At 72.5% G+C, this 25,177-nt stretch carries 27 protein-coding genes; 15 read left to right on the top strand and 12 right to left on the bottom strand.

Going from position 1 to position 25,177, the window contains the following annotated elements; all coding sequences use genetic code 11:
* Nucleotides 1–21: 21 nt before the first annotated feature.
* Nucleotides 22–1,320, bottom strand: coding sequence for an ATP-dependent Clp protease ATP-binding subunit ClpX (gene clpX / locus ACIODU_RS17605; protein ID WP_356427170.1), 1,299 nt, complete (start codon nucleotides 1,318–1,320; stop codon nucleotides 22–24).
* Between the two features lie 165 nt (nucleotides 1,321–1,485).
* On the opposite strand from clpX, the gene ACIODU_RS17600 reads away from it, so the two are divergent.
* Nucleotides 1,486–2,604 (top strand): TetR/AcrR family transcriptional regulator, encoded by a 1,119-nt coding sequence (locus tag ACIODU_RS17600; RefSeq protein WP_401768407.1) that lies wholly within the window; start codon nucleotides 1,486–1,488, stop codon nucleotides 2,602–2,604.
* Between the two features lie 20 nt (nucleotides 2,605–2,624).
* On the opposite strand, the gene ACIODU_RS17595 is transcribed toward ACIODU_RS17600, so the two are convergent.
* On the bottom strand, nucleotides 2,625–3,233 hold the full coding sequence (locus ACIODU_RS17595; RefSeq protein WP_401768405.1) for an NADPH-dependent FMN reductase: 609 nt from the start codon (nucleotides 3,231–3,233) through the stop codon (nucleotides 2,625–2,627).
* 134 nt (nucleotides 3,234–3,367) lie between these two features.
* Here ACIODU_RS17595 and ACIODU_RS17590 point away from each other — a divergent pair, with 134 nt between their 5' ends.
* The gene (locus ACIODU_RS17590; RefSeq protein WP_401768403.1) at nucleotides 3,368–4,222 is read left to right on the top strand and encodes a helix-turn-helix domain-containing protein; all 855 of its coding nucleotides are present in this window, start codon (nucleotides 3,368–3,370) and stop codon (nucleotides 4,220–4,222) included.
* A 20-nt stretch (nucleotides 4,223–4,242) separates the two neighbouring features.
* Here the strand turns inward: ACIODU_RS17590 and ACIODU_RS17585 are convergent, their stop codons facing one another.
* Nucleotides 4,243–5,649 carry an NtaA/DmoA family FMN-dependent monooxygenase gene (locus ACIODU_RS17585; protein WP_401768401.1) on the bottom strand — a complete coding sequence of 469 codons (1,407 nt, stop codon included), beginning with the start codon at nucleotides 5,647–5,649 and terminating at the stop codon, nucleotides 4,243–4,245.
* A gap of 247 nt (nucleotides 5,650–5,896) precedes the next feature.
* Between ACIODU_RS17585 and ACIODU_RS17580 the strand changes: the two genes are divergently transcribed.
* Complete coding sequence (locus tag ACIODU_RS17580; RefSeq protein WP_401768399.1) at nucleotides 5,897–7,414, top strand: hypothetical protein; 1,518 nt, start codon at nucleotides 5,897–5,899, stop codon at nucleotides 7,412–7,414.
* 466 nt (nucleotides 7,415–7,880) lie between these two features.
* Here ACIODU_RS17580 and ACIODU_RS17575 read toward each other — a convergent pair whose 3' ends face one another.
* Complete coding sequence (locus tag ACIODU_RS17575; protein WP_356427154.1) at nucleotides 7,881–8,774, bottom strand: serine protease; 894 nt, start codon at nucleotides 8,772–8,774, stop codon at nucleotides 7,881–7,883.
* Between the two features lie 158 nt (nucleotides 8,775–8,932).
* Here ACIODU_RS17575 and ACIODU_RS17570 point away from each other — a divergent pair, with 158 nt between their 5' ends.
* On the top strand, nucleotides 8,933–9,289 hold the full coding sequence (locus ACIODU_RS17570; RefSeq protein ID WP_401768396.1) for a VOC family protein: 357 nt from the start codon (nucleotides 8,933–8,935) through the stop codon (nucleotides 9,287–9,289).
* A 79-nt stretch (nucleotides 9,290–9,368) separates the two neighbouring features.
* On the opposite strand, the gene ACIODU_RS17565 is transcribed toward ACIODU_RS17570, so the two are convergent.
* The 3 genes from ACIODU_RS17565 to ACIODU_RS17555 form a co-directional block, all read right to left on the bottom strand.
* The gene (locus tag ACIODU_RS17565) at nucleotides 9,369–9,953 is read right to left on the bottom strand and encodes a TMEM165/GDT1 family protein (RefSeq protein ID WP_356427148.1); all 585 of its coding nucleotides are present in this window, start codon (nucleotides 9,951–9,953) and stop codon (nucleotides 9,369–9,371) included.
* Nucleotides 9,954–10,346: 393 nt separating this feature from the next.
* Nucleotides 10,347–10,664: a hypothetical protein gene (locus tag ACIODU_RS17560; RefSeq protein ID WP_356427145.1), complete on the bottom strand. Its 318-nt coding sequence runs from the start codon at nucleotides 10,662–10,664 to the stop codon at nucleotides 10,347–10,349.
* Between the two features lie 143 nt (nucleotides 10,665–10,807).
* Nucleotides 10,808–11,791: a DUF2382 domain-containing protein gene (locus ACIODU_RS17555; RefSeq protein ID WP_401768394.1), complete on the bottom strand. Its 984-nt coding sequence runs from the start codon at nucleotides 11,789–11,791 to the stop codon at nucleotides 10,808–10,810.
* A gap of 332 nt (nucleotides 11,792–12,123) precedes the next feature.
* Between ACIODU_RS17555 and ACIODU_RS17550 the strand changes: the two genes are divergently transcribed.
* Together ACIODU_RS17550 and ACIODU_RS17545 are read left to right on the top strand one after the other, a co-directional pair.
* Nucleotides 12,124–13,197: an NAD(+)/NADH kinase gene (locus ACIODU_RS17550; RefSeq protein ID WP_356427140.1), complete on the top strand. Its 1,074-nt coding sequence runs from the start codon at nucleotides 12,124–12,126 to the stop codon at nucleotides 13,195–13,197.
* A 117-nt stretch (nucleotides 13,198–13,314) separates the two neighbouring features.
* The gene (locus tag ACIODU_RS17545; protein ID WP_356427137.1) at nucleotides 13,315–13,989 is read left to right on the top strand and encodes an HAD family hydrolase; all 675 of its coding nucleotides are present in this window, start codon (nucleotides 13,315–13,317) and stop codon (nucleotides 13,987–13,989) included.
* Between the two features lie 173 nt (nucleotides 13,990–14,162).
* Here ACIODU_RS17545 and ACIODU_RS17540 read toward each other — a convergent pair whose 3' ends face one another.
* On the bottom strand, nucleotides 14,163–15,230 hold the full coding sequence (locus tag ACIODU_RS17540; RefSeq protein ID WP_401768391.1) for a PHP domain-containing protein: 1,068 nt from the start codon (nucleotides 15,228–15,230) through the stop codon (nucleotides 14,163–14,165).
* Between the two features lie 140 nt (nucleotides 15,231–15,370).
* On the opposite strand from ACIODU_RS17540, the gene ACIODU_RS17535 reads away from it, so the two are divergent.
* Complete coding sequence (locus ACIODU_RS17535; protein WP_356427132.1) at nucleotides 15,371–15,901, top strand: DUF6328 family protein; 531 nt, start codon at nucleotides 15,371–15,373, stop codon at nucleotides 15,899–15,901.
* A 315-nt stretch (nucleotides 15,902–16,216) separates the two neighbouring features.
* Here ACIODU_RS17535 and ACIODU_RS17530 read toward each other — a convergent pair whose 3' ends face one another.
* The 3 genes from ACIODU_RS17530 to ACIODU_RS17520 form a co-directional block, all read right to left on the bottom strand.
* Nucleotides 16,217–16,879, bottom strand: a complete 663-nt coding sequence (locus ACIODU_RS17530; RefSeq protein WP_401768389.1) for an LAETG motif-containing sortase-dependent surface protein — start codon at nucleotides 16,877–16,879, stop codon at nucleotides 16,217–16,219.
* A gap of 363 nt (nucleotides 16,880–17,242) precedes the next feature.
* Nucleotides 17,243–18,484: an aromatic acid exporter family protein gene (locus tag ACIODU_RS17525; RefSeq protein WP_356427127.1), complete on the bottom strand. Its 1,242-nt coding sequence runs from the start codon at nucleotides 18,482–18,484 to the stop codon at nucleotides 17,243–17,245.
* Nucleotides 18,485–18,572: 88 nt separating this feature from the next.
* The gene (locus ACIODU_RS17520; RefSeq protein ID WP_356427124.1) at nucleotides 18,573–18,962 is read right to left on the bottom strand and encodes a DUF6479 family protein; all 390 of its coding nucleotides are present in this window, start codon (nucleotides 18,960–18,962) and stop codon (nucleotides 18,573–18,575) included.
* A 140-nt stretch (nucleotides 18,963–19,102) separates the two neighbouring features.
* On the opposite strand from ACIODU_RS17520, the gene ACIODU_RS17515 reads away from it, so the two are divergent.
* From ACIODU_RS17515 to ppk2, 8 genes are all read left to right on the top strand, one after another.
* Nucleotides 19,103–19,312 carry a hypothetical protein gene (locus tag ACIODU_RS17515; RefSeq protein WP_356427237.1) on the top strand — a complete coding sequence of 70 codons (210 nt, stop codon included), beginning with the start codon at nucleotides 19,103–19,105 and terminating at the stop codon, nucleotides 19,310–19,312.
* A complete protein-coding gene (locus ACIODU_RS17510) occupies nucleotides 19,309–19,785 on the top strand; it encodes a monovalent cation/H+ antiporter complex subunit F (RefSeq protein WP_401768386.1) in 477 nt (158 codons plus the stop codon). The genes ACIODU_RS17515 and ACIODU_RS17510 overlap by 4 nt, the downstream gene beginning before the upstream one ends.
* Nucleotides 19,778–20,092 (top strand): Na(+)/H(+) antiporter subunit B, encoded by a 315-nt coding sequence (locus tag ACIODU_RS17505; RefSeq protein ID WP_401768384.1) that lies wholly within the window; start codon nucleotides 19,778–19,780, stop codon nucleotides 20,090–20,092. The genes ACIODU_RS17510 and ACIODU_RS17505 overlap by 8 nt, the downstream gene beginning before the upstream one ends.
* A complete protein-coding gene (locus ACIODU_RS17500; protein WP_356427115.1) occupies nucleotides 20,089–20,820 on the top strand; it encodes an MnhB domain-containing protein in 732 nt (243 codons plus the stop codon). Before ACIODU_RS17505 ends, ACIODU_RS17500 begins: the two co-directional genes overlap by 4 nt.
* A gap of 9 nt (nucleotides 20,821–20,829) precedes the next feature.
* Nucleotides 20,830–21,177, top strand: coding sequence for a sodium:proton antiporter (locus ACIODU_RS17495; protein WP_161307122.1), 348 nt, complete (start codon nucleotides 20,830–20,832; stop codon nucleotides 21,175–21,177).
* Nucleotides 21,174–22,940: a complex I subunit 5 family protein gene (locus ACIODU_RS17490; protein WP_401768381.1), complete on the top strand. Its 1,767-nt coding sequence runs from the start codon at nucleotides 21,174–21,176 to the stop codon at nucleotides 22,938–22,940. The genes ACIODU_RS17495 and ACIODU_RS17490 overlap by 4 nt, the downstream gene beginning before the upstream one ends.
* Before the next feature lie 407 nt (nucleotides 22,941–23,347).
* On the top strand, nucleotides 23,348–23,566 hold the full coding sequence (locus ACIODU_RS17485; RefSeq protein ID WP_356427109.1) for a hypothetical protein: 219 nt from the start codon (nucleotides 23,348–23,350) through the stop codon (nucleotides 23,564–23,566).
* A 44-nt stretch (nucleotides 23,567–23,610) separates the two neighbouring features.
* Complete coding sequence (ppk2, locus tag ACIODU_RS17480; RefSeq protein ID WP_356427106.1) at nucleotides 23,611–24,570, top strand: polyphosphate kinase 2; 960 nt, start codon at nucleotides 23,611–23,613, stop codon at nucleotides 24,568–24,570.
* Between the two features lie 57 nt (nucleotides 24,571–24,627).
* On the opposite strand, the gene ACIODU_RS17475 is transcribed toward ppk2, so the two are convergent.
* Nucleotides 24,628–25,137: a GNAT family N-acetyltransferase gene (locus tag ACIODU_RS17475; protein ID WP_401768379.1), complete on the bottom strand. Its 510-nt coding sequence runs from the start codon at nucleotides 25,135–25,137 to the stop codon at nucleotides 24,628–24,630.
* Between the last annotated feature and the right edge of the window lie 40 nt (nucleotides 25,138–25,177).

The raw sequence follows: 25,177 nt of genomic DNA, 5'->3' as shown, positions 1-25,177 counted from the left end.
ACCGGCCCGTGGCCCGGCCGGTCAGGCCGACTTCTCGTGGCGCCCGCGGTCGCCGTCCGGCCGCTCGCGCGGTACCAGCGTCGGGTTGACGTTGCCGAGGACGGTCTCCCGGCTGACCACCACCCGGGCCACGTCGTCCCGGCTCGGCACCTCGTACATCACGTTGAGCAGGACCTCTTCGAGGATCGCGCGCGCCGCCCTGGCGCCCGTGCGGCGCAGGAGCGCCTGCTCGGCGATCGCGGCGACGGCCCCCTCGGTGAACTCCAGCTCCACCCCGTCCAGGGCGAAGAGCTTCTGGTACTGCCGGATGAGCGCGTTGCGCGGCTCGGTCAGGATCCGGGTCAACGCGGGCCGGTCCAGCGGCTGTACGGTCGTCACCACCGGCAACCGCCCCACGAACTCGGGGATCAGGCCGAACTTCAGCAGATCCTCGGGCATGACGTCCGCGAAGGCGTCCTCCCCCTCGCGCTCCTCCCGCGTGCGGACGGAACCGCCGAACCCGATGCCCCGGTGGGCGGCCCGCTGCTCGATGATCCGCTCCAGGCCGGAGAACGCGCCGCCCACGATGAACAGCACGCTGCCCGTGTCGATCTGGATGAACTCCTGGTGCGGGTGCTTGCGCCCGCCCTGCGGCGGCACGCTGGCGGTCGTGCCCTCCAGGATCTTCAGCAGGGCCTGCTGGACGCCCTCGCCCGACACGTCACGGGTGATCGACGGGTTCTCGCTCTTACGGGTGATCTTGTCGATCTCGTCGATGTAGACGATGCCCGTCTCGGCCCTCTCCACGTCGAAGTCGGCCGCCTGGAGCAGTTTGAGCAGGATCGTCTCGACGTCCTCCCCGACGTAGCCGGCCTCGGTCAGCGCCGTCGCGTCGGCGATCACGAACGGGACGTCGAGCATCCGCGCGAGGGTCTGCACCAGATACGTCTTGCCGCACCCCGTCGGGCCGATCAGCAGGATGTTGGACTTGCCCAGCTCGACCGGCTCGTCCCCGGCGGTCTCCCGGGCCTCCGCGCCGGCCCTCGGCCGGATCCGTTTGTAATGGTTGTAGACCGCGACGGCGAGCGCCTTCTTGGCGCCCTCCTGCCCGATGACGTACTCCTCCAGGAAGGCGTGGATCTCGCGCGGCTTCGGCGACTCCCACGGACCGGCCGACGCGACCTGGTCGCGCTCCTCCTCGATCAGCTCGTTGCAGAGCCCCACGCACTCGTCGCAGATGCACAGCGGGCTCGGGCCCGCGATCAGCTTTCTGACCTGCTTCTGGTTCTTCCCGCAGAACGTGCATTTCAGCAGGTCGCCGCTGTCCCCGATGGGTGCCACTGCGAAACGTCTCCTCACCGGACCTACGGAACCGGACGCGCGAAACCGGACATTCACATGGTGAGATCACATGACGTCACCATCTGAATGGCCACGGTATCTTGATGCCGAACGGACGGCAACGCCGTGCCAATCGCGCCGGTACGGCCGGGATGAGAGAGGGCGATGAGTCGGCTCAGCAGGGTGGAGCTGCGGGAGCGCAATCGCGCCAGGGTACTCGCCGCGGCCGGGGACGAATTCGCCGAACGGGGCTTCCGTGACGCCAAGGTGGACGGGATCGCGGAGCGCGCCGGCCTCACCCGGGGCGCCGTCTACTCCAACTTCCCCGGCAAACGGGCCCTTTACTTCGAGGTGCTGGCGGACCTCGCCGAACACGCCCCGGACCCGCCCGCCCCGGACAGGGGAGCCGGACCGGGCGGCGGTACGGGTACGTCTCCGCCGACCGCCCGTGAGGCGCTGGGCGCCTTCGCCCGCGCCTGGCTCGCCCGGCTGCCCCTCGCCGACACGGACGAGAAGCACGGCGCGGCCCGGCTCGGCATGGACGTCCTGCCCGAGGTGCTTGCCGAGGAGTGGATCCGGCGGCCGTTCGCGCAGCTCATGAAGTTGGACGCGATCCTGCTCGGCCTCGCCCTGGAGCGGCTGGGACCGCCCGGCGCGCCGCCCGGCAGCCGGGTGCGCGTCGCCGAGGCCGTCCTCACCGCCCTGCACGGCGCGAGCCAACTGGCCGCCGCCGCGCCGGGGTTCATCGAACCGTTCAACGTCGTCAGCGCCTGCGAGCAGCTTGCCGGGCTGGACCTGGGCGGCTGGTGGCCGCCCTCGCACGTCCTCACCCCCGCACTCCCCGCCGACCAGCCGTGGGCCCCGCCGCGCACCCTGGACGCCGTGCGCCGCGCACCCGCCCGCCTCGCGGGCGACGGCGTGCTGGCCATCCTCGGACTGCACCGGCTCGAAGCCGTCGAGGAGGCGGTACGGGCAGCTCCCGCCGGCGCCGAGGTCACCGCCGTCCTGGTCACCGGCGACCCCGACGAACTGGCCCCCCTGGCCCGGCTCGCCGTGGCCGACCTGTGCGGCCCCCTGCGCCACGCCTTCCCGGCGTCCGCCTGGCCCCGGCTCCAGGTGGTGGTCGACACGTCGGGCGCGGTCGCCTCGGCGGCGGGCCTGTCGTCCGTCAGCGACGCGACGGAGGCCGCCGTCCGCGTCGAGGCGAGCCGGATCGTCGCCCGCGCGGAGGGCCGCGGCGCGTGCCACGCGGTCGCGTCGGCGGGCGTGGCGCCGATGTCCTGAGACCCGCCCCGGTTCCGGGGTCAGACCCGCCCGGTGCTGAACGGACGGTCCCGGCGCGCCTCGTGCAGGACCGAGCCCCACCAGTGGAGCTGGTCGAGGAGGATCGCGGCGGCCCGGGCGGGACCTTCGGGCTCCTTGAGGGTGCCCTCGGGGCCGAAGAGCTCGAAGTAGCGCGGGAAGGACACGTAGTCGCGGACGGTGTGGGCGTGCAACTCGTTGAAGACCTGGCGCAGTTGCTCGATCGCCAGCAGCCCGCCGCTCGCCCCGCTGTACCCGACGAAACCGATCGGCTTCGCCTGCCACTGCGTGTAGTGCCAGTCGATGGCGGCCTTCAGCGAGGCGGGGAAACTGCGGTTGTAGTCCGGCGTGACGACCACGACGGCGTCCGCCTCGCCCAGCTCCCGGGTCAGGGCCTCCATACCGGCGGGCCGGGTCGGCTCCGGGTCGAGCGCGGGCGGCACGGGCGGCAGTCCGAGCGTCAGCGGGAAGTCCGCCAGATCGACCGGCCGTACCGTGAACCGCCCGTGCAGCGCGGCCTGTTCGAGGAACCAGTCCGTCACCACGGGACCGAACCGGCCCTCCCTGACACTGCCGGTGATCACGGCGAGACGGAGATTCTTCTGGGGCATGGCTGTGCTCCTCGTCGAAGGGCCTGAAAGGTTGTCCTTCACCCTGCGGGCCCCGGCGCGAGCGAGGAAGGCCGGGCGGAGAGTGGTAGCGAGAGGGCCACGCTCCGGACGGCCCGTGCTGTTACGTTCGAACGGTGAGCGACAACGAGCTGGGCCTGTTCCTCCGCAGCCGCCGTGAAGGAATCACCCCCGGCGAGGCGGGGCTCCCGGCCGGCCCCCGCCGGCGCACACCGGGCCTGCGCAGGGCCGAACTGGCCACGCTCGCCGGGGTCAGTGTCGAGTACGTGACCCGCCTGGAGCAGGGACGCGACCGCAGGCCGTCCGCGCAGGTGCTCGCGGCGCTCGCCGCCGTCCTGCGCCTGTCCATGAGCGAGCGGGTCCACCTCCACCGCCTCGGCAAGGGCGCGGAGGGCGGCTTCACCTGCATGGGCGGCGCCTCGCCCGTCCGTACCGTACGGCCCACCGTGCGCGCCCTGCTCGCCACCCTGGAACCCGCCCCCGCCGTCCTCCTCAACCGGCTGAGCGACATCGTCGCCCGCACGGCGGCGTACGAACGGCTGGCGGGCCCCGCCGGACTGCTCGACGGCGACCCCGCCAACCTCGCCCGCTTCGTCTTCGCCGACGAGCGGGCCCGTACCGTCTATCCGGACTGGGACCTGGTCGCCGACGAACAGGTCGCCGCGCTCAAGCAGGGCCCGTTCCGCGCGGACCCCCATGTGGCCGCTCTCGCCGACGAGTTGACGGTCACGGCGGGCGCGGCCTTCGGCGGGCGGGTGGAGACCGTCCCCGGCCTGCCGAGGAGCAACGGCGTCACCCGCCTCGTCCACCCGGAGGCCGGTGAACTGCGGCTGGCGTACGAAGTCCTCGACCTCGCCGCCGACGACGACCAGCGCCTTGTCGTCCACCTGCCCGCCGACGAGGCCACGGCCGCCGCGCTCGACCGGCTCACCGGCCGCCGCCCCGGCGCGCTGCGCGCGGTGAGCGGCTGATCCCGCCCGGCCGGCTCCCGCTACCGTCCCGGAGTGCCGTGAGCCAGACCCCCCTTTGCGGACACGCCCTGGAAGTGGTCCGGTGACAGCCCCAAGTGCTCGCGCAGCGTGGTGCCTTCGTACTCCGTGCGGTACACGCCCCACTCCTGGAGCAGCGGTACGACCTGGTCGGCGAAGGAGTCCAGGCCGCCCGGTGTCAGGTGCGGGACGAGGATGAACCCGTCGCTCCCGTCGGACTGCACGAACTCGTTGATCGCGGTGGCGACGGTCTCCGGGGTGCCGACGAAGGACTGCCGGCTGGAGACCTCGATGATCAGGTCGCGGATCGACAGCTTCTTCGCCTCGGCGATCTTCCGGTACCGGCGCGCGACGGCGAGCGGGTCGCCGTGCTGCCGTACGCCGGCCCGCCCGCGGGCGACCGTGTGCTCACCCGGGTCCGGATCGACGTCGGGCAGGGGCCCGTCGGGGTCGTACGCACTCAGGTCCCGGTTCCACACCTGCTCCAGGAGCTTGATCGCGGTCTGCCCGCTGACCTGCTGACGGCGGACCAGCGCGGCCTTCTCCTCAGCGTCCGCCGGGGTGTCGCCGAGGACGAACGTGACCCCCGGGAGGATCTTCAGCTCGTCGCGGGAGCGGCCGTGGCGCGCCAGCCTGCCCTTGACGTCCGCGTAGAACGCCTGGCCCGCCTCCAGCGTGTCGTACCGGGTGAAGATGGCGTCGGCGTCGGCCGCCGCGAACTCCCGCCCCTCCTCCGAGTCCCCGGCCTGGAAGATCACCGGGCGCCCCTGCGGGCTGCGCGGCACGTTGAACCGTCCGGTGATGTCGAACTGCTCGCTGTGGTGGTCGAACCGCCCGGCCAGCGGGTCGCCGGTATAGACGCCCGACTCCTTGTCTGCCACGATCTCGTCGCCGCGCCAGGAGCCGAACAGCACCTTCGCCGCCGCCAGGAACTCCTTGGCGCGCGCGTACCGGGCGTCCTGCGGCAGGAAGCCGCCGCGCCGGAAGTTCTCGCCGGTGAACGCGTCCCACGAGGTGACCACGTTCCAGGCGGCGCGCCCGCCCGACAGGTGGTCGAGGCTGGCGAACTGCCGGGCCACCTCGTAGGGCTCGTTGAACGTCGAGTTGATCGTGCCGGCCAGCCCGAGCCGGTCGGTGACGGCGGCCAGCGCGCTCAGCACGGTGAAGGTGTCGGGGCGGCCGACGACGTCCAAGTCGTAGATGAGGCCGCTCTGTTCACGCAGCCTCAGCCCCTCCGCGAGGAAGAGGAAGTCGAACTTGGCGCGCTCCGCGGTCCTCGCCAGGTGCACGAAGGAGCTGAAGTCGATCTGGCTGCCCGCGCCGGGATCGGCCCAGACCGTGGTGTGGTTGACGCCGGGGAAGTGCGCGGCGAGGTGGATCCGCTTGAGAGGCTTGTCGGGCTCGCTCATCTCAGTCCTCGATGCTCGGGGGTCGGCGGCGGGTCGGGCGGTGCGGGAGAGGCGGACTCGGGCACGGAGACGCGCCGCTTGCGGGGAGAGGCGTTCCGCCGGGGTCGTACACCCCCCGCCCCCGGTCCAACCGGAGGCGATTTCCCCCTGTTCCCGCGAGTGTTGCGTCCGCGTGTACATCGTGTGGCACGGCACCCGGGCCGAAAATCAGGAGCCGTTCGCCCGCCGTCGGGGCAGGATGCCCTCTGTGCATCACGTCCTGTACGGACTCGCCGCCAACGTGGCGCTGCCCCCGGAGCTGGTCGACCGGCTGATCGCCGTCGCGGACGCCGCGACCGCCGGGGTGCTCGCCGGTCGCGACGACCTCACCCACGAGCAGGCGGTCGCACTGGTCGCCCGGGACCCGGACACCGCTCAACAGCTCGCCCACGCGGGTCTGTTGACCGCCGCCGACATCGATCCCGCGACACACCCGGACGCCGCTCTCACCCTGCTCGACCGGCGGGCGGGCGACCCGGAATGGGCGCGCCTCCTCGTGAGGGATCCGCTCGTCCGGAACCGGCAGAGCCTGGCCGCCTGCGCCGGCCTCCCGCCCGACGTAATGGAGACCCTGGCCGCGGACCCGGACGTACGGGTCGTCGCGGAGCTGGCCTTCTGGACGACACCGGACAGGGCGGCCGCCCTCGCACGGCACCCCCACGCCGAGGTACGCCGGTCCGTGGCGGCCAACGAGGCGGCGCCTCCTGCCGTGTTGGCGGCCCTGCTCACCGGCGAGGGGCTGCCGCCGGCCCGGTGGTGCCTGGTGTGCGACCGGGAGGACACGCCGTTCGTCCACCCCCGGGAGTGTCCGCGGCCCGACTGCGACCTGCTGCCGGGGGAGTCCTGCGACGGCTCCCACGACTCCACCGTGCACGGGACGCGCCAGCAGGCGCTGCGGAACCCGGCCACACCGACCCATGCCGTCGTCGGCTTCGCCGGCCATCCCTCGACGCCGCTCCGGTGGGACCTCGCGGCCCGGCCCGACCTCCCGCGGGAGGTGTCGGCGCGCCTCGCCGCGGACCCCTCTCCCCGCGTCCGGGCCGACCTCGCCGAGAATCCCGCGATCGGTGCCACGCTGATCCGGGCCATGGCGGACGACCCCGACCACGACGTACGGCGCAGGCTGGCCCGCAACCCGCACGTGCCGCTCGACGTACTCGCCCGCCTGGCCGGCACGACCCGGATCGGCTCGGCTCTCCTGCCACGGGTCGCCGCCGCCACTCCGCACGAGGTCGGGGAGTGGGCGCGGTCGGCGGATCCGGAGGTACGGACGCTCCTGGCCCAGCGCCGTGACCTGCCGGCGGAGATCCGCGACGCGCTGGCCGCCGACCCCGACGCGAAAGTCGTCAAGTCCGTCGCCCCGCACCCCGGTCTCTCCGACGGCCGGCTGCGCGCCATGGTCGGCCGGCACGGAGTCCGGGTCCTCGCCGCGGTGGCGGCCAACCCGGACGCGACACCGGCGCTGCTGGCGGACCTGACCCGGCACCGGCCGCCCGTGCAGAAGGCGCTCCGGGCGGTCGCACGGCATCCCCGGGCGACGGCTCCGGCTCTGCTCGCGTGCCTGGCCGACCGGGACGCGGGGCCCCTGGCCGCCGGCCACCCGGCGCTCCCGCCGCCGGTCATCGCGGAGCTGCTGACGGACACCGACCCGCGGAGGGCGGAAGCGGCGGCGGCCAACCCCTCACTGCCGCCCGCCGTGATGTCGGAACTGCTGGCCGTGCTGTAGCCGGGCACGCCTGCCCCCGCCGCGTGGGTGCTTACGCCAGAGCCCACCAGGACGTCCACCCGCTCGCTCCGGCGGACCAGACGGCGCCGCAGCGTCGCCTCCACCTGGAAACCGCGGTGGCCACCCCGCGGCCACGGGCGGCCGGATCGGTCCAGAAGCCGATCTCCGCGACGCCGCCGGGCTGGAGCCCGGGGCCGACCCGGGCCAGGGGACGGCCTGTTGCCGGGTCCTCGGCCACGAACTCCGCGCGCCGCCCTGCTGGCCGCCCTCGCCCTGGTCACGGCCTCGATGCCGGCCCTCGGGCTGTACGGCGGCACGCCCCCGGTCCTGCTGACGGCCGTCGCCGTCCGGGGAGTCGCCTTCGGCGGCGCGCCGGTACGCGTTCCCGGCGTGCCGCCGGCCGGCCGACGCCTCCGCGCGGGTGGCGGCGCCGGCCGGTCCGTCCTGACGAAGGACCGCGCCAGGGTCAGGGCTTGGGCAGGGCGCAGCCCGGGAGGCTCAGGTTGATCGTGGTGCCCGTGCCGACGCACGGCACGATCTGGTAGGTCTCCTGGGCGTAGTTGATGCCCTGGCGCACCGTGACGTTGCCGTTCTGGTCGACCTCGCACGGGTTGTTGTCCGTGCAGCGCCCACCGCTCTCGTTACCGGTGTTGTTGACGGCCACGACCTTGCCCGTGGTGTTGTCGATGACGGGGGAGCCCGACGTGCCACCGATCGTGTTGCAGGCCGAGGTGTAGCGGACCGAGTCCTTCCAGGTCCACTGCCCCTCCTTGAGCTGGTACGCGAAGCCGTCCACGTTGCAGGTGTAGATGCGCTTCCAGTACCCGGAGACGACCTTGATGGCGGTGCCCTGCACCGGGCGCGTCGTGTTCAGGTCCAGCGCGGTGATCGCGTACCGGCTCTGTATCTGCGCGTAGGTGCTGGTGAGTTGGTACAGCGACACGTCCGTGTCGGTCATCGTCGCGTAGGCGATCTTGCTGGCCCGCAGGGTCGCCACGCCGGTGCCGGCGGCGTTCAGGAGGGTGAAGGAGCGGGTCGACGGCTGGTTGACGATGACCTGGCCGGCGGCCGGGAAACCGCTCTCGATGCAGTGCCCGTTCGACAGGACCAGGGCGAAGTCGTTGGGCTGCGATCCCGGCGTACGGACCACGGATCCCGAGCAGTTGCTGAGCGCGACCGTTCCGGCGTAGCTCACGGCCTTGACGGCCACGCCCGTCCCGCCGGCGGTCGTGGTGCCGGACGGGGCGGTGGGGGAAGTCTTCGCCGGCGCGACCGCGTCCAGGCCGGTGGCCGTCGCGGGTGCCGCTCCCGCTCCGAGGAGCAGGACGGCGAGAAGCGCGCCGAGGAGAGGCTTTCTCATGGTGGGGGGTCCCCTCTGTGACCGGAGTATGTGGTTGTCATGAGCATTGTTGACGCAGGGGCCCCACCGGGCAACCACGCCTCACCGCGCACCGCGCACCGCGCACGGCCACGCCGTGTCCCCGCGTGGGACGAGGACGGACGGGTAGGCTCCCGCGCATGGATCTGGAGTGGGAACAACTGGTGGTGGACGCCGCGGATCCGGTGGCGCTGGGCCGCTGGTGGGCCGGGGCGCTCGGCTGGGTCGTGGTGGAGGACACGCCGGAGGAGTACGAGATCCGCGCCGCCCCCGACCGGCTGCCGGGCCTGCTGTTCACGCCGGTCACGGAGGCGAAGACCGCCAAGAACCGGCTGCATCTCGACTTCCGCCCGGCCGACCGGGACGCCGAGGTCGCCCGCCTGCTGGCCCTCGGCGCGCGCCACGCCGACGTGGGGCAGACGGGGGACGAGCCCTGGGTCGTCCTGGCGGACCCGGAGGGCAACGAGTTCTGCGTCCTCGGGCCCCGGCGCGTCTGACACGGGGGAGGGAACGGGGAGTTGATCCCCGTCCCCTCCGCCCGGCGGGCCTCACGCGCGCGCGTCGGCCCGCGTCGCGTCAGCCCACGAAGATCTCGATCACCGACCAGAGCGCCAGCCCCAGCATGCACAGACCGCCGATCCGCTGCACCGTCCTGAGCGGGACCCGCTTCGCGATGAAACGGCCGGCGAGCAGCGCGAGGGCGGAGACGGACATCAGCGCGACGGCGGAGCCGATCGCGGTGGACCACGTGCCGTTGGTGGCCGCCAGGTTGGCGGTGGTGATCTGGGTGAGGTCGCCGAACTCGCTGATGAACACGGCCATGAACGCGGTCGTGTAGACGGGCCAGAAGCCGGTCACGGTCTTCGAGTCCGCCTCGTCCTCGTCGTCACCGCCTCCGCTGCGCAGCAACACGAACGCCCCGAAGGCGAAGAGCACCGCGGACACCAGCTTGACGATCCAGTCGGGCAGCATCCCGATGAGGCTGCCCGCCCCGACGGCGATGGCGACATGCACGATGAAGGCGCTCGACGTACCGAACCAGACGTAGAGCGGACGCATGCGCGTGCCCATCGCCAGGGACGCGAACATGGTTTTGTCGGGAAGCTCCGCGAGGAAGATCAGCCCGAAGGCGGTGAGGATCGCCAGGGGGTCGAGATGCATGCCGGGTGGCTTTCTCTGGGGGCCGGACCCGGATCTTCGCGACGTGCCTGAGGCAACCGGAGGACCACTCGGCCCGGCACGTCGGTGCACCCACGAGGTCCGTGGATGCGTCAGTGCCTGACCGAAGGTCTCGCCCGCCCGCCTGGATCACACGGGCCCTGCCACCGGGAACCCGGAGGTTCCAGTGTGTCGACGACAGGTTTTCGGGGCTACTCCCCTTCGCAGTCGTCCACGATACCCCACCCCCTCCGGCGCTCCACGCGCGGGGGACGGGAGAGCGGACCGGGGGACGGGGGAGCAGATCGGGGACGGCGCGGGGGATCGGGAGGCGGCCCCGCAGATCGGGAAGCGGCCCCGCGCGACCGGGAGACGGCCCGGCTCACCGCCCGCCGCTCACTCCCGGTCGATGCCGGTGATGAAGGGCTGCCCGAGGGGCGCGGTCTCGAGGGTGAAGCCCGCCTTCTCCAGCGCGCCGGTCGCGAGGCGCCTGGCCTCCGCCTCCGCGCCGTTGGAATCGTCGGCCGTGACCTCCAGGCGGAGGGTGAAGCGCGACTCCTCGGTGTCCACGGAGAGCAGGTCCAGATCCTCGGCCGCGCCGAAGTCCGTCCCCTGCGGATCCGCGGACCGCAGGGCCCGGAGAAGGACGGCCTCGGCGTCGTCGGTCAGCTCCGCGTGGAGCGTCCCGGGGATCGTCACTACGTAAGTGGTCATATTCATTATCTATCCCGCCTCGGGCCGCCCACTCCCGATGACTTCGCCCGGCCCCGGCCCACGGGCGCCGGGACGCCTCTCTCCGCCGGTCACAGCGCTGCGGCCGGCGGAGAGAGGCGGAAAGAGAAGTCTGTCCGGCCGGGTCAGCGCATCGGGTCGTCGCCCATGCCCTTGCGGTCCCGCCGCCCGTCCGTCCCCTTGTCGTCCCGCCCGGGGTCGTACTCGATCTGCTCCTTGCGGACGTCGGAGCTCACTTCCCGCTCCTCGGTGACCTTCTCGGTCTCCAGGCGCACCCGCTCGACCGCGACGGTCTCCTTCCGTACGACCGGCTGCTCGGCGTGCAGCGTCACCCGGGTCTCCGCCTCACCGATGTTGGGGCGCGTGGCGGCGTCCGAGGCGGGGTCGATCGGCTCGTGGATGACCCGTACCTCCTCGTGGCTGATCGGTACGGAGGTGGTGACGTTCTCGGTCACCACGACCTTGCGCAGCCGCGCCGTGCCCACCTCGCGTTCCACGGTGCCGACGTGCAGCTCCTCCTCCGATCGGATCATCTCCGGGTGGTGGAGGTCGGCGGAGGCGGCGGGCGCCTTGTCCGGGTCGTACTCCTGGTGGCTGCCGGCGGTGCCGGCCGCCGCGGCCGCCGCCCCGGCCGTCCCCATGGCGGCGGTACCGGTGCCCGTGGCGGCACCCGTCGTGCCGGTCGCGCTCGTCATGTCCGCCGTGTCCGTGCCGGCGGACGCCCCCGACTCCGGCGCGTCCCCCGTGCCCATCCCCGTGCCCGTACCGCTCTCCGCCCCCATTCCGCCGCCGGAGAGGCCGTAGTGCTCGTACAGCGCCCGCTCCTGCGCGGGATCCAGATGCTCGTCCGCGTCCAGGCGCGGGGCGTCCTTGACCGTCTCCTTGGTGTGCGGGACATGGAGGTCCTCGCCCATCCGGCGGCCGCCGGACAGCGGGACGAGACTCTCCTTCATCCCGAACATGCCGGTCTTCACCGTCACCCATTCGGGCCGGCCCGTGACGTCGTCGACATAGACCTGGCCCACATTGCCGATCTTGTCGCCCTCTTTGCCGTACACGGTCAGGCCGCTCAGCTCACTGGGGCTGTTGAACACGCCGTCGGCTGACATCAGCGATCACTCCTCGCTCGGGGAATTGCGCGTCCGTGGGGCCGGGCCCCTCCGGGGCAGTCGCGCGTACCTCTCCATCGCGCCCCCGTACGCCACCGGAGGCAACCGGTGGCGGACGGGGGAGAGGCCGGGGACCGCCGTGGGAGGCCGCCCGCCCGGTCCTCACCGCGTAAGGCGCAGGTGAAAGTCCTATCCGCCATTCGGGTGAATGGATCGCCCGGCGCGCCGGATCCGCGCAAGTCGGAGATGCTGGACTGCTGAGCGACTCGGCGGGCCGCCGAGCGGTCGCCGAGCGACCGGATCCCGCAACCGAACGTACGGAGAGCGCGAGCATGTCGGTGAATCGTGTCGGGCTCGTGGTCCATCAAGGCCGTGAAACGGCCGTCGAAGCGGCGGACACCGTGCACGCCTGGTGCGACGCCCACGACGTCCCCTGCAAGGAGATCGACGTCTGGAAGGCGAACGAACCGCGCCACGGCGGGCAGGAGGAGGCCTCCGCCGCCGGCCACCCCGACCTGGTGGTGACGCTCGGCGGCGACGGTACGTTCCTGCGCGGCGCCCGTATCGCCGCCAAGAGCGACGCGGCGGTGCTCGGTGTCGACCTGGGGCGCGTCGGTTTCCTCACGGAGGTCCCCGCCGACCAGATCGCCCAGGCCCTCGACGCGGTGCACGACGGGCGCGCCACCTACGAGGACCGGATGACGCTCACCCTGCGCGCCTCGCGCGCCCTGGAGATCCCCTCCGCGATGGAGGCGCTGCTGCGCTACGGGCGCCGCCCCACGCTGCCGCCGCCCGACGTCCGGCTCGACACCACCGAGGAGGAGGGCTGGGGCATGGCCCTGGACGTCGTCGCGATCAACGACGTCGTGCTGGAGAAGCTCGCCAGGGACCGCCAGGTCAGCCTCGGTGTCTACATCGCGGGCCGGCTCCTCGCCTCGTACTCGGCGGACGCCGTCATCGTGGCGACGCCGACCGGCTCGACCGCGTACAGTTTCGCGGCCGGCGGGCCGGTCCTCTCGCCGCACATGGACGCCGTCGTCTTCACTCCGGTGGCCCCGCACATGACGTTCGGCCGTACGGTCGTGGCCGCGCCCGACGAGCCGGTCGCCCTGCGCGTGCTGCCGCACTCGGGGGAGGCGGCCCTCAGCATCGACGGGCAGCTCCAGGGGGTGCTGGAGCCGGGCGACTGGGTCGGGGTGTACGGCGCCGAGTACCGTCTGCGCCTGGTCCGGCTGGGTCCCACCGACTTCTACGGCCGTCTGCGGGACCGTTTCCGCCTCACCGACGCGCCCGCCTCGGCGGTGGACGGGCAGGCCCCGCCGCTGTTCCGCCCCGACAGCCCGGTGCCCGACGACCTGGCCCACCTCCGGCTGCCGCCGGCGCCGGGACCGCCCGGACAGGCCTGACCGGGTGCCGCTCACCCGAACGGGGCGGGGCGCCGCCCGCGTGAGCCCCGTATCGAAGGCATGATCAGGACATGGCTCGAAACCGCAAGGGCCGACGTGGACAGGAGCGGGACACCTATGGCGACGCGCGCGGCACTGTTCGATGTCGACGGAACCCTCGTCGACACCAATTACCTCCATGTGACCACCTGGTGGGAGGCGTTCCGCGAGGCCGGGCACACGGTGCGGATGGCCGCGATCCACCGCGCGATCGGCCTCGGTTCCGGCGATCTGATCGCCCATCTGCTCGGTGACGAGCGGGACGTGGACCAGGACGCGCGGATCAAGGCCGCGCACACGGCGCTGTACGCCACGTACCACGACCGGCTGCCCGTGCTCGACGGGGCGCGGGACCTGCTCGGGTCGCTGGCCGACCGGGGGTGGGCCATCGTGCTCGCCACCTCCGCGGGCGGCGCGGAGCTGGCGGCCCTGCGGCGCGCGATCGGCGCCGACGACGTCATCGCGGGGGTGGCGAGCGCGGACGACGCGGCGGCCGGGAAACCCGCGCCCGATCCGGTGCTCAGGGCGCTGGACCTCGCCGGGGTGCCCGCCGACCGGGCGCTGTTCGTGGGGGACACCGTCTGGGACATGGAGACGGCGACGAAGGCCGGCGTGCGCCCGCTCGCCGTACTGACCGGCGGAGTTCCGCGGGCCGCGCTCCAGGCGGGCGGGGCCGAGGCGGTCTTCGTCAACCCGCTCGACGTGCTGGCCAACCTCGACACCGGACTCTTCGCGGACCTCGAAGCCCGCTGACGGCCGGGGCCGTTCGGGGCCGTCCGACGGCCGGTACCGTACGAGCGCGGTCCCGGCCGCGCGGTACGACCTCCAGCTGTGCCGTACGACCCCGGTCCCGGCCGCGCGGTACGAGCCCGGTCCCCAGCCGTCCGTACGACCCCGGTCTCGGCGCCGTGCCGTACGACCCCGTCTCAGCCGCCGGGTGACGGCGCCTCACGCGTGCGGGTCCACTCCCGCAGCTGTTCGGCCGTCCAGGTGTTGATCACCCGGTCGGCCGGCACGCCGCACTCCTCCGCCCGCGCACAGCCCAGGAGTTGCCAGTCGAGCTGTCCGGGCGCGTGCGCGTCGGTGTCGACGGCGAAGAAGACGCCGGCCGCGACCGCCTCGCGCAGCAGCCGGCGGGGCGGATCCAGCCGCTCCGGCCTGCTGTTGATCTCCACCGCCGTGCCCGACTCGGCGCAGGCGGCGAACACGGCCGCCGCGTCGAACTCCGACTCCGGCCGGCTCCCGCCCGTACCGCCGTCCCTGCTCCTGCGGCGCTCACGGCCCGTCAACAGCCGCCCGGTGCAGTGCCCGAGAACGTCCGTCAGCGGATTGCGGACGGCGGCGACCATGCGCCGGGTCATCGGCGCCGATTCCATCCGCAGCTTCGAATGGACGGACGCCACGACCAGGTCCAGCCGTTCGAGCAGCTCCGGTTCCTGGTCCAGGGAGCCGTCCGGCAGGATGTCGCACTCGATGCCGGTGAGCAGCCGGAACGGCGCCCAGCCCGCGTTCAGTTCGTCGATGACGTCCAGCTGCTCCCGCAGCCGTTCCGGGGACAGGCCCCGGGCGACCGTCAGCCGGGGCGAGTGGTCGGTGAGGACGGCCCACTCGTGCCCGAGCGCGGCGGCCGTACGGCCCATCAGCTCGATGGGGCTCCCGCCGTCCGACCAGTCCGAGTGGAGATGGCAGTCGCCGCGCAGCGCGGCCCGCAACTCCTGGCCGCGCTCGGCGAGAGGCCCTCCCGCCGTCTCCTCCAGCCCGCGCAGATACTCCGGTACGGCCCCGGCCACCGCCGCCTCGACGACCTGGGCCGTCTTCGGCCCGATGCCCGGCACCCGGGACAGCGTGCCGGCGGCGGCGCTCCGGGCGGCCTCGCCGGGTGCCAGGCCCGCCACGGCGGCGGACGCCGTACGGAACGCCTTCACGCGGTACGTCTCCGCCCGTGACCGCTCCAGGAGAAAGGCGATCCTGTCGAGAGCCTCCACCGGATCCATGCGCGCCCCCACTGGGTCGGTTCGCCTGCCGCCCATTCTCCGTGCGGAGCCCATGACGTGCATCTCGCGGGGGTCTGTCCGCGCGGGCTGGGGGTAGCCGAACACGCACCACACGACACGCGGGACAAGGGGAGAAGGACATGACGTCGACAGCGGAGGAAAAAGCGGTGACGGAAGCGGATGTGGACGTGTACGAGGACGGGCGCGAGGAGACCGCCAACGAGCGGGCGGACCGTCAGTGGTCCGAACTGATCCAGGAGGTACGGGTCGCGCAGACCGGCGTACAGATCATGTTCGGGTTCCTGCTGACGGTGGTCTTCACCCCGCGCTTCGCCACGCTCGCCGGAGCGGACAAGAACATCTACCTGATCACCGTCGTCCTCGGCGCGGCCGCGACCGGTGCGCTGATAGGACCGGTCGCCTTCCACCGGGTCGTATCCGGCCGCCGCATGAAGCCCCGCGCGGTGACGTGGGCGTCCAGACTGACCGTCACCGGCCTGTGCCTGCTGCTCGCCACGCTGGTGTCCGCGCTGCTGCTGATCCTCCGGGTGGCGACCCACAACCACTTCGTCCCGTGGATCGTGTCGGGGATCGTCGCCTGGTACCTGCTGTGCTGGTTCGTGCTGCCGCTCTGGGCGAGCCACCGGCACGGGTCGGAGCGCGACTCCTGACCCTGCCCGGACGGATCCGGACATGATGAGACCCCGCGAGCGGAGGACGCTGCGGGGTCTCACACTGCGGTCCTGACCGGACCCGTCGTCACCGCCCGACGGCGGGACGACACGCGCGGCCCCTGCCGTACGGAGCCCGGCCGACGCGCCCGGAGGGGGCGCTGCCGTGGGCTCCATGCCTCATGGCCGGGATGGTCGCCGTCCAGGCCGCCGGATGGTGGCGGTGGAAGTTCTGAACGGCGTCCGGCATGGCGACAGGGGCAGAGCGGGCCGGGTCAGGGCTGATCCGGTCGTGCCGCATGGTGGAGCGGTGGATCAGCCCTGCGCGGTACGACGCTTGCGCGCGGCCCACATGATGCCGGCACCGGCGACCAGGACAACAGCGGCCGCGCCCGCGATGATGGGCGTGGAGCTGGAGGAACCGGTCTCGGCGAGGTTGTCACCGGCCGGGCTCGGCTGCGACGACGGAACGGACGCCGGCGACGAGCTGGTGGGCTCCTCGGTCGGGATCGGGGTCGTCGTGCCGGGCGCCGTGGTCGACGGGGTCTCCGAAGGAGTCTCCGTGACCGGCGGCGGCGTCTGCGTGGGCGTCGGCGTCGGGGTGGGCTCCTCGTCGCCGGGGCAGACCTCGGAGGTCTTGGTCTGGTCGACGTTGTACTGGTCGCCGTCCGCGGCCTTCACCACGAGGTGGAGCTCGACAGGCTTGGAGTGCTTGGCGATCTCCAGCGTCTTGCTGAACTTGTCGCCGAACTTCTCGCTGATGAGCGACGCGCCGTCCGCGGTGAGGGACACCTCGTTGACGGGGTTGTCGCCGTGGCCGTAGGCCTTCAGGTCCACGGTCACCGACGAGCAGGAAACGGTCCAGTTCGGCGTGTGCGCGGCGGCCGTGCCGGCCGAGAGACCGACTCCCAGCACACTCGCTGCCGCGACCGCTATGAGTGCGCCGGGGCGCCTCAACGATCTGTTGAATACAGTCACAGAATCCTCCGCGATAAACCGCGCCGTCCATATTGACGGCGCGCGCGCACAGTACCGCCATCAACCCGGAGGTTCTCAACCGCCCCACCCAACTCTCGGCCTCCGCGCGCCTCGTGCGGGAGGGAGAAGGGTGTATGGGCCCCATAAGGCCCGTCGGCGGCCGCGTCACGCCGGGCGGTGGGGAGAAAGGCCCCGCCGTCGCGCCCGGCTGGCATATTCGTGTCGTTACCCCTGATGGAGCCCATGACCCCAAGGAATCCACCGTCCGGCTGAGGTGCTTCCCTTCCCTCAGACAACGGTGATTCTTGGGAGTTTGAGTAAAGATTTCGTCAACAAAGGCGCGCCGGTTTCCCGTTGCTCGGATTAGGACCGATTTGTACGCCACCGCCGCGGCGTGTTGTCCCGGAGCCACTGACGCGCCGCGGCGAGTCGCGGATGCCGCTCCCGCTGCTCCCGCGACGCGCGGTCCAGCTCCTCCATCAACCGCTGGGACCGGTTCCGCATGTCCAGTTCGTCCAGGATCCGATCGATCTCCGTCAGGAGGGCGCCATGGAGCTGCCACTGCCGGGGATGCCGCTGAACGCCCGTCAGCAACAGCTGCGCAAGGTGCTCCCGGCTCGTGGCCGCCGCCGCGAGATCCTCCGCCAGCCGGTTCTCCGCCATCTCCGCGCTCTCGCTCACCTGTGTGGTCACCAGGACGGCGAAGCTCACGACGGCGTCCGCGACATGGCCGAGCAGCTCCTGGAGCGCGAACCCCACCTCGGAGGTGAACAGCGGTTCCTCCGTACGGTTCTTGGCCAGGTCGGTCATGGTCCTGGCCAGCACCCGCAGGACGACCGTGCAGATCTCCAGCGTGTCGAGTCCGGTACGGAGCACCACCCGGTTGAGCAGCCCCTCCTTGACACGGGGGTTGAGCCGGAGACTGTCCTCCGCCTGGCGCAGCGCCGCGTCCACCTCGCTGATGTCGTGGTCGAGGCGGCGCGCCTCGTGGAGCCGGCCCGCGGCCCGCGCGACCGGCGTCGGCTCCGTCAGCCCTTCCCCGATGCCCAGGAGTAGTTGGCGCAGCCGGCGGGCCAGGCCCTCCAGGGACTCTCCCGCGCTGGCGACCCACACCGGCGGTACGAACAGGACGTTGAACAGCAGCCCCACCACCGCCCCGATCAGCGTGTCCAGCACCCGGTCCCAGGCGGTGTTCGCCACCTGGGTCACCCCGAGCACCAGCATGGCGCTGATCGCGACCTCCGGCACGAACTCGCCCGCCCGGACGATACGTCCGACCACCAGCGAGGCCAGGATGATCAGGCCGAGGCTCCACCACGTCAGCCCGACCAGCGCGCTGAAACCGATGGCGACCAGGACACCGGCCACCACGGAGTTCACCCTGCGGACGCCGGTGGTGAGGGTGGAGTACAGGGTGACCTGGACGACGAGCAGGGCGGTCAGCGGCGCGGTGAGCGGCGCGGCCTCGTTGCTCAGGCGCAGGGCGACGACGTAGGCGATCGTGGCGGCGACGGTCGAGCGCAGGGTCTGGGCGACGGCCGGCTCGCGCCGCCGCTTCACCAGCTCGGCGACCGGCGCTCTCACGGTGTTTCGGACATCAGGCACGCAGTGTCCCTTTCCGGCCGGGGAGTCGAGACCCGCCGGCGCCACCCGTTCGAGGGGGACCCGCTCAGCGGCTTCCTGGGGGACGTGCTCAGCGGCGCGGCGGCTCCTCGCCCCCGCGCCGGCCGCCGTCGCCGGGCTCCGGCTCGTCCTCGGCCGGCGGCTGGTAGGCCTCCTCGCCGTGTCCGCCCAGCTGATGCGGGTAGAGCCGCTCGCCATGGCCGGGGAACCGGTCGGAGGAGTCCGTGTTCTCCTCGATGTGGGCCTGGTGGTCCGGCTTCACCGGCTGCTCGGAGGGCTTCGGCGGCGGCCCCATCCGGGAGCGCAGCCGGGCCCCGTACCAGAATCCGCCGAGAAGGATGATCACGACGATCAGGCCCACCACAAACGCGATGACCTTCGTCCCGACCCCGCTGGCCGCCAGGTCGACAAAATCACCGGCGTGGACGGGGCTCGCGTGGTGCGTGTTCGGTGGGTTCATGGTCATCCGCGTACCCCATGTCGGTGACGTCAGACGGGCGATTCGGCCGGAGGCCGCGCATTCTTCACCCGGAGGAACGAATTCCGGACACACCCCGGCGCCTTCCCGGCCCTGACCCCCTCCGGTGCTTTCATGGCCGGATGCCGGAGCAGCAGGGTGCGGAGGTGAGCTCCATGGCGCGCGGGATCGTGCTCGTCGCGGAGTTGGCCCTCTGGTGGGGAGGCCTGCTCGTGCTCTGGCTGATGCTCATCGGTCCCGTCGAGCCCCTGGAGTGGGCGGTCGGCGGCTCCGCCGCGCTGCTCGGCGCCGCCGCGGCCCTCGGCGCCCGCCGGGCGGTGACCGACCGGTGAACGGCTGGCTCCTCGCCGCGATCGTCCTGCTCCTGGGCGGTACGGCCCCGGCGATCCTCGGCGTCGCCACCGGACCCGTCAGGCGCCGGGTCCTCGCCCAGAACCTCGCCACCCTCACCGGCTGCCTCGTCCTGCTCCTGCTGGCGCAGGGGTACGGGCGCTCCGCCTACCTGGACTCCGCGCTGGTCCTCGCCGTCCTCGGCCCCGCCGGCACGCTGATCTACGCCCGGCTCTTCGCGGAGGAGCTGGTCGCCGACCCGCCGCGCGGCCGCGCCTCCGACGTCCTCGCCGTCGTCGCGTCGGCCGCGGTCGTCGTACCGCTGTGCGTGGTCACCGACCCCGGCAGGGCCACGGTGAAACTCCTCGTGATCGGGACGCTGCTGGTGGCGGGCAACCTGATCTCCTCCCGGGCCCTGCGGCACAGCCCGCCGCCCGTGCCCCCGGCCACCGAAGGGGCCGCCGGCCATGGATGACGTACTGATCGTCGTCACCCTCCTGCTCGTCGCCGGGGCCGCCACCGCGGCCGTCGTGGTCCGCGACCCCGCCCGCCAGGCGCTCGTCCTGTCGCTGCTCGGCCTCACCCTCGCCCTGCTGTTCACCGTCCTCCAGGCCCCGGACGTGGCGCTGTCCCAGCTCGCCGTCGGCTCGGCGCTGACCCCGCTCCTGCTGCTTCTCTCCGTACGGAAGATCCGGCGGCGCGGCCTCCCGCGCCCCGCGGAGCCGTCCCCCTCCGGGTCGCCGGCGCCGGCCGGCGCACGCGACCCGAGGGGGACGGCGTGAGCCGCCGGCTGCGGATGTGGGTGCTGGCGCTCGGCGCCGCCGGGGTCGCCGTCCTGCTCGTCACCGCCTACCTCGAACTCCCCGGATTCGGCGGCGACTCCCACCCCTACGGCGACCGCGCGGTGGCCGCCTCCCTGGCCCACCGCACCGCGAACGTCATTTCCTCCGTCAACTTCGACCAGCGCGGCTTCGACACGCTGGGGGAGGAGAGCATCCTCTTCGCCGCCGTCCTCGGCACCGTCGTGCTGCTGCGCCAGACCCGCGACGAACGCCAGGTCGAGCCCGCCCCCGCCCAGGTCGCCGCCTTCGTACGCCGGTACGCGCTCTACGCGCTGCCCGTCACGCTCCTGGTCGGCCTGTACATCGTCGCCCACGGCCAGCTCAGCCCCGGCGGCGGCTTCCAGGGCGGGGTGGTCGTCGCGACCGCGCTGCACCTGCTCTACATCGCCGTCGACTACCGCGCCCTGGAACGGGTCAGGCCCATCTGGCTGTTCGCCCTCGGCGACGCGATCGGCGAGAGCGCGTACGCCCTGCTGGGCCTCGCCGGGCTCGTCTGGGGAACCGCGTTCCTCGCCAACTTCGTACCGCTCGGCACCTTCAACACCCTGTCCTCCGGAGGGACCGTCCCGCTCCTGAACGCGGCCATCGGCGTGGAGGTCGCCTGCGCGGTGGTCGTGCTGCTCGCCCGCTTCCTGGACCAGGCCGTCGAGATCGAGAAGGCCGGGTGAGGGGGACCGATGTCCGTACTGCCGTACCTGGTGGCCGCGTGGATCTTCCTCGTGGGCTGCTACGGGCTCGCCACCAGCCGCAATCTCCTCCACGCGGTCGGCTGTCTGGCGGTGTGCCAGTCGTCCACGTACGTCCTGCTGCTCGCCGTCGGCTACCGCGACGACGGCACCGCCCCCGTCTTCTCCGACCTGGCACCGGGCTCCCGCCCGGTCGTCGACCCCGTCGTCCAGGCCCTCGCCCTCACGGACGTCGTGGTCGGCGCCACCCTCACCGCGCTGCTGCTCGCCCTGGTCATCCAGGTCTCCAAGCGGCACGGCACGGTGGATCCCGACGAACTGTCCGAGCTGCGCGGGTGAACCAGCTCCTGCCGCTGATCGTGGCGTCGCCGCTGCTGGGAGCCGCCCTCCTCGTCGCGACCGGCCGGCGGCTCCGCCGGATCGTCGCCGAGACCGTGGGGTGCGCCGTCGCCGCGGGCACCGCCGGCCTCGCCGTCTACCTCCTCGCGGCGTCCTCCTCCTCGCGCCCCCTGGTCGAATGGGCCGGCGGATGGACCCCGCGGCACGGGCACAGCGTGGGCATCGTGCTCGTCGGGGACAGGATCGCCCTCGGGCTCGCCACCCTGATCTCCCTGCTGGTCGTCGCCGTACTGGCCTACTCCTGGCGGTACTTCGAAGAGCCGCCGCAGCAGCAGACCGGGACGTTCCCGGCGCTGGTACTGCTCTTCCAGGCCGGCATGTGCGGATTCGTGCTCACCGGCGACCTGTTCAACGCCTTCGTCTTCTTCGAGCTGATGAGCGTCGTCGCCTACGCCCTGACCGGCTACCGCGTCGAGGAGGCCAAGGCCGTCCAGGGCGCGCTCACCTTCGGCATCGTCAACTCGCTGGGCGCGTACGTCACTCTGACCGGCCTCGTGCTGCTGTACGCGCGCACCGGCGAGCTGGGCATGCGGCAGATCGGCGCGCGGCTCGACGCGAGGGGCGGCCCCGACGCGCTGGTCCTCGTGGCCTTCGCCCTCGTCCTGACCGGACTGCTCGTCAAAGCCGCCGCCGTCCCCTTCCACTTCTGGCTCCCCGACGCCCACGCCGTCGCGCCCACCCCGGTCTGCATGCTGCTGTCCGGCGTGATGGTCGAGCTGGGCGTGTACGGCGTGGGGCGCGTGTACTGGACCGTCTTCGCCGGGCCCGGCGGCGTGGCGTCCTCCGACGCGGAACGCGCCCTGGTCACGCTGGGCACCGCGTCCGCCCTGGTCGGAGCCGTCATGTGCTGGCAACAGCGCCACCTCAAACGGCTGCTGGCCTACTCGACCGTCGCCCACACCGGCCTGTTCCTGGTCGGCCTCGGCCTGCTCGGCCCCGACTCGACGACCGGCGTCACCCTCTACGTCCTCGCCCACGCCGGGGTGAAGGCGGCCCTGTTCGGCTGCGTCGGCATCCTGCTGGACCGGTACGGCAGCGTCGACGAGCACGAACTCCACGGCAGGGCGCGCCGGCTCCCGCTGGTGGCGGGGCTGTTCACGGCGGGCGGCCTGGCCCTCGCCGGACTGCCCCCGTTCGGTACGGCCCTGGGCAAGGCGCTCACCGAGGAGGCGGCGGGCACCCCGCTGACCGTCCTCTTCGTCGGCGTGTCGGCGCTCACCGGGGGAGCGGTGCTGCGCGTGGCGGCCGGGGTCTTCGGCGGCTGGGGACCCCGGCCCGTCGGCGACGAGACGTACGAGACCGATGGGGAGGGGGAGAAACCGGAGACCAGCGGGACCTTCGGACGTGTCCCCGACACCATGGTGGCGGTGCCGGCCGTCCTGCTGCTCGGCGCTCTGGTCGTGGGTGTCGTCCCGGCCCTCGCGACCCGGGTCGGCCTCGCCGTGGACGAGGCGCTGCCCGGTACGGCGTCGGTCGCGCCGGAATGGACGACCACGGGCGTGCTGCTGGGGCTCCTCTCGGCCGTCCTCGCCGCGGCCGTCGGCACGTACGCGGTCCTCCGTCCCCCGGGCGCCGCGGCGCGTGACTGGACCGCGCCGCTGCGCCGCCTCCACTCCGGGCACATCGGGGACTATGTCGCCTGGCTGCTGGTGGGCATGGCGCTGCTCGGCGCGCTCACCTTTCCCGGCTACCTGGCGAGTTGAGCCGGGCGCGGCCCGGAGGAACCGGCGCCGGGTCCCGAGCCTTGGCCGGCGCCGGACGGGAGAGGTTTTGGTGCCGGGTTCGAGGGCCGGTACGGGGCCCCGATCAGGGCCGGGACCGAGGACGCGCCGAATTGCGGGCGACCGGGAGATGACCCAGTCGGCGATCGGTGAGACACTGGTCCTCTCGCAGACGCATGCCGCTCACGGCTGCTCTCGCGCACCCTCACCCAGCTCCGTACGGGGACGCCCACCGACCGGTGGGCGATCAGTGAGTGATCATTGACCGGCCACGCCGACCACAGGCGACGTGTGGCCGTGCCCGACGGGGAATGATGAGGGGGACAGCTTGCCAGCGGGTCGACCGGCATTCAGGCCGCGCGTCCGCTCGACTATCCGAACGGTTGTGCATGCCTTCTTCACCGTCGCGCCAGGATCCGTCGCAGGAACCGGCCGCCGAGGGCGCGCTGAACGCGCGCCCACAGCACCACGACATCTTTCTCGAGCCCCGCTACACCGTCGAACTGGCGCCGCTCCCGGAGGACGAGATGGACGGCGAGAGCGAGAGCTTCTTCGTCAGACCCCCCGTCCCGGTCCGCCGCCGCACCTCCGCCCCGCGTCGTTCGTAGGAGCCGGGCTGATGAGCGGCGCGGAATCGGGTAGGCGGTCGGGCATGGATCTCCCGAAGGACGGCGACCGTCCTCTGCTCGACGGCCTCACCGTGGACGACCGCCGCCCGGAGCAGCCCGTGCTGCTCGACGGGCAGGGGCGGGCCGTCCGGACGTGGCGTGAGAACTACCCGTACGACCGCAAGGTGGGGCGGGCGGAGTACGACAGGACCAAGCGGGTCCTCCAGATCGAGCTGCTCAAGCTCCAGCGCTGGGTCAAGGACACCGGCCAGCGCGTCGTCGTGGTGTGCGAGGGACGGGACGCGGCCGGCAAGGGCGGCACGATCCAGCGGTTCACCGAGCGGCTCAACCCCCGTGGCGCCCGCGTGGTCGCCCTGGAGAAGCCCACGGAACGCGAAGCCGGCCAGTGGTACTTCCAGCGGTACGTCGCCCACCTCCCGTCCGCCGGGGAGATCGTCTTCTTCGACCGCTCCTGGTACAACCGGGCGGGCGTGGAGCGCGTGATGGGCTTCTGCACGCCTGGTGAGTACGAACAATTCCTCCAGCAGGCCCCGCTGTTCGAACGGATGATCACCGAGGACGGCATCCTGCTGGTGAAGTTCTGGTTCTCGGTCTCCCGCGCGGAACAGCGCACCCGGTTCGCGATACGGCAGATCGATCCGGTACGGCAGTGGAAGCTGTCGCCGACCGACCTCGCCTCGCTGGACCTCTGGGACGAGTACACCGCCGCCAAGATCGACATGTTCCGGGCGACCGACACGGCGGCGGCGCCCTGGACGGTCGTGAAGAGCAACGACAAGAAGCGCGGCCGGCTGGAGGCGATGCGCAGCCTGCTCCGGCGCTTCGACTACGCGAACAAGGACGAGAAGGTGGTCGGGGAGCCGGACCCGCTGATCGTGGGCCCGGCGGACACCCTGCTGGAGCCGGGGGAGGAGAGCACGGATCTCTCGCCCACCCCGCTCGCCGACCGCATAGAGGGACCGGGCGACCATCCGTCCGAATGATCCGACGGCGGGATCGGGGCCCGGGGCAGGACGTCCCGGGCCCCGGGCCGTGTCCGGTCAGAAGACCCCGGACGCCTCCGGCCACGTGATCCGGTAGTACTTCAGCTCCTCGTCCTCCGACACCAGGCGCATCCCGGCCGCGCTCATCACGTGGTGCGACGCGACGTTGTCCAGGTCCGCGTCGCCGTCCACCCGCGTGATGCCCCGCGACCGCGCGAAACGGAGCAGCTCGCGCAGCGCCTCGGAGGCGTACCCCCGGCCCTGCGCCGAGGGGATCAGGCCGTAGCCGATCGTGACCGTACGGTCCTCGTCGGGGGCTCCGTGGAAGCCGAGGCCACCCACCGCCCGGCCGTCCTCGCGGCGGCGGATCTCGTACGCGCCGAACGGCTGCGGATCCCCGGTGATCGCGCAGGTCGTCAGGAAACGCCTGGCCCCGACCATGTCCCCGTCCGCGGGATAGCCCGGCGCCCACCGGTCCCCGTCGTCCGGCTCCCCCGCCGCCACCCGCTCGGCCTCCAGGACACTCAACGGATGCAGTACCAGCCGCTCTGTCACAAGATCGTCCATGACAGGGAGGAGTATCACGGGACCGCGCGGTGTGTCACCG

Origin of the sequence: Streptomyces sp. NPDC088261, from assembly GCF_044740805.1 — a bacterium.
Classification (GTDB): Bacteria; Actinomycetota; Actinomycetes; order Streptomycetales; family Streptomycetaceae; genus Streptomyces.
Note: the sequence above shows the minus strand (reverse complement) of the source record. Positions and strands in the feature narration are given on the sequence as shown.

Bases quoted from the DNA above. Each gene is read 5' to 3' on its own strand.
- ACIODU_RS17520 (WP_356427124.1), bottom strand. From the start codon at position 18,962: ATGAACCCACCGAACACGCACCACGCGAGCCCCGTCCACGCCGGTGAT.
- ACIODU_RS17495 (WP_161307122.1), top strand. From the start codon at position 20,830: ATGTCCGTACTGCCGTACCTGGTGGCCGCGTGGATCTTCCTCGTGGGC.
- ACIODU_RS17565 (WP_356427148.1), bottom strand. From the start codon at position 9,953: ATGCATCTCGACCCCCTGGCGATCCTCACCGCCTTCGGGCTGATCTTC.
- ACIODU_RS17560 (WP_356427145.1), bottom strand. From the start codon at position 10,664: ATGACCACTTACGTAGTGACGATCCCCGGGACGCTCCACGCGGAGCTG.
- ppk2 (WP_356427106.1), top strand. From the start codon at position 23,611: ATGGATCTCCCGAAGGACGGCGACCGTCCTCTGCTCGACGGCCTCACC.
- ACIODU_RS17550 (WP_356427140.1), top strand. From the start codon at position 12,124: ATGTCGGTGAATCGTGTCGGGCTCGTGGTCCATCAAGGCCGTGAAACG.
- ACIODU_RS17575 (WP_356427154.1), bottom strand. From the start codon at position 8,774: ATGAGAAAGCCTCTCCTCGGCGCGCTTCTCGCCGTCCTGCTCCTCGGA.
- ACIODU_RS17535 (WP_356427132.1), top strand. From the start codon at position 15,371: ATGACGTCGACAGCGGAGGAAAAAGCGGTGACGGAAGCGGATGTGGAC.
- ACIODU_RS17545 (WP_356427137.1), top strand. From the start codon at position 13,315: ATGGCGACGCGCGCGGCACTGTTCGATGTCGACGGAACCCTCGTCGAC.
- ACIODU_RS17505 (WP_401768384.1), top strand. From the start codon at position 19,778: ATGGATGACGTACTGATCGTCGTCACCCTCCTGCTCGTCGCCGGGGCC.
- ACIODU_RS17585 (WP_401768401.1), bottom strand. From the start codon at position 5,649: ATGAGCGAGCCCGACAAGCCTCTCAAGCGGATCCACCTCGCCGCGCAC.
- ACIODU_RS17570 (WP_401768396.1), top strand. From the start codon at position 8,933: ATGGATCTGGAGTGGGAACAACTGGTGGTGGACGCCGCGGATCCGGTG.
- ACIODU_RS17540 (WP_401768391.1), bottom strand. From the start codon at position 15,230: ATGGATCCGGTGGAGGCTCTCGACAGGATCGCCTTTCTCCTGGAGCGG.
- ACIODU_RS17595 (WP_401768405.1), bottom strand. From the start codon at position 3,233: ATGCCCCAGAAGAATCTCCGTCTCGCCGTGATCACCGGCAGTGTCAGG.
- ACIODU_RS17475 (WP_401768379.1), bottom strand. From the start codon at position 25,137: ATGGACGATCTTGTGACAGAGCGGCTGGTACTGCATCCGTTGAGTGTC.
- ACIODU_RS17485 (WP_356427109.1), top strand. From the start codon at position 23,348: ATGCCTTCTTCACCGTCGCGCCAGGATCCGTCGCAGGAACCGGCCGCC.
- ACIODU_RS17515 (WP_356427237.1), top strand. From the start codon at position 19,103: ATGCCGGAGCAGCAGGGTGCGGAGGTGAGCTCCATGGCGCGCGGGATC.
- ACIODU_RS17600 (WP_401768407.1), top strand. From the start codon at position 1,486: ATGAGTCGGCTCAGCAGGGTGGAGCTGCGGGAGCGCAATCGCGCCAGG.
- ACIODU_RS17555 (WP_401768394.1), bottom strand. From the start codon at position 11,791: ATGTCAGCCGACGGCGTGTTCAACAGCCCCAGTGAGCTGAGCGGCCTG.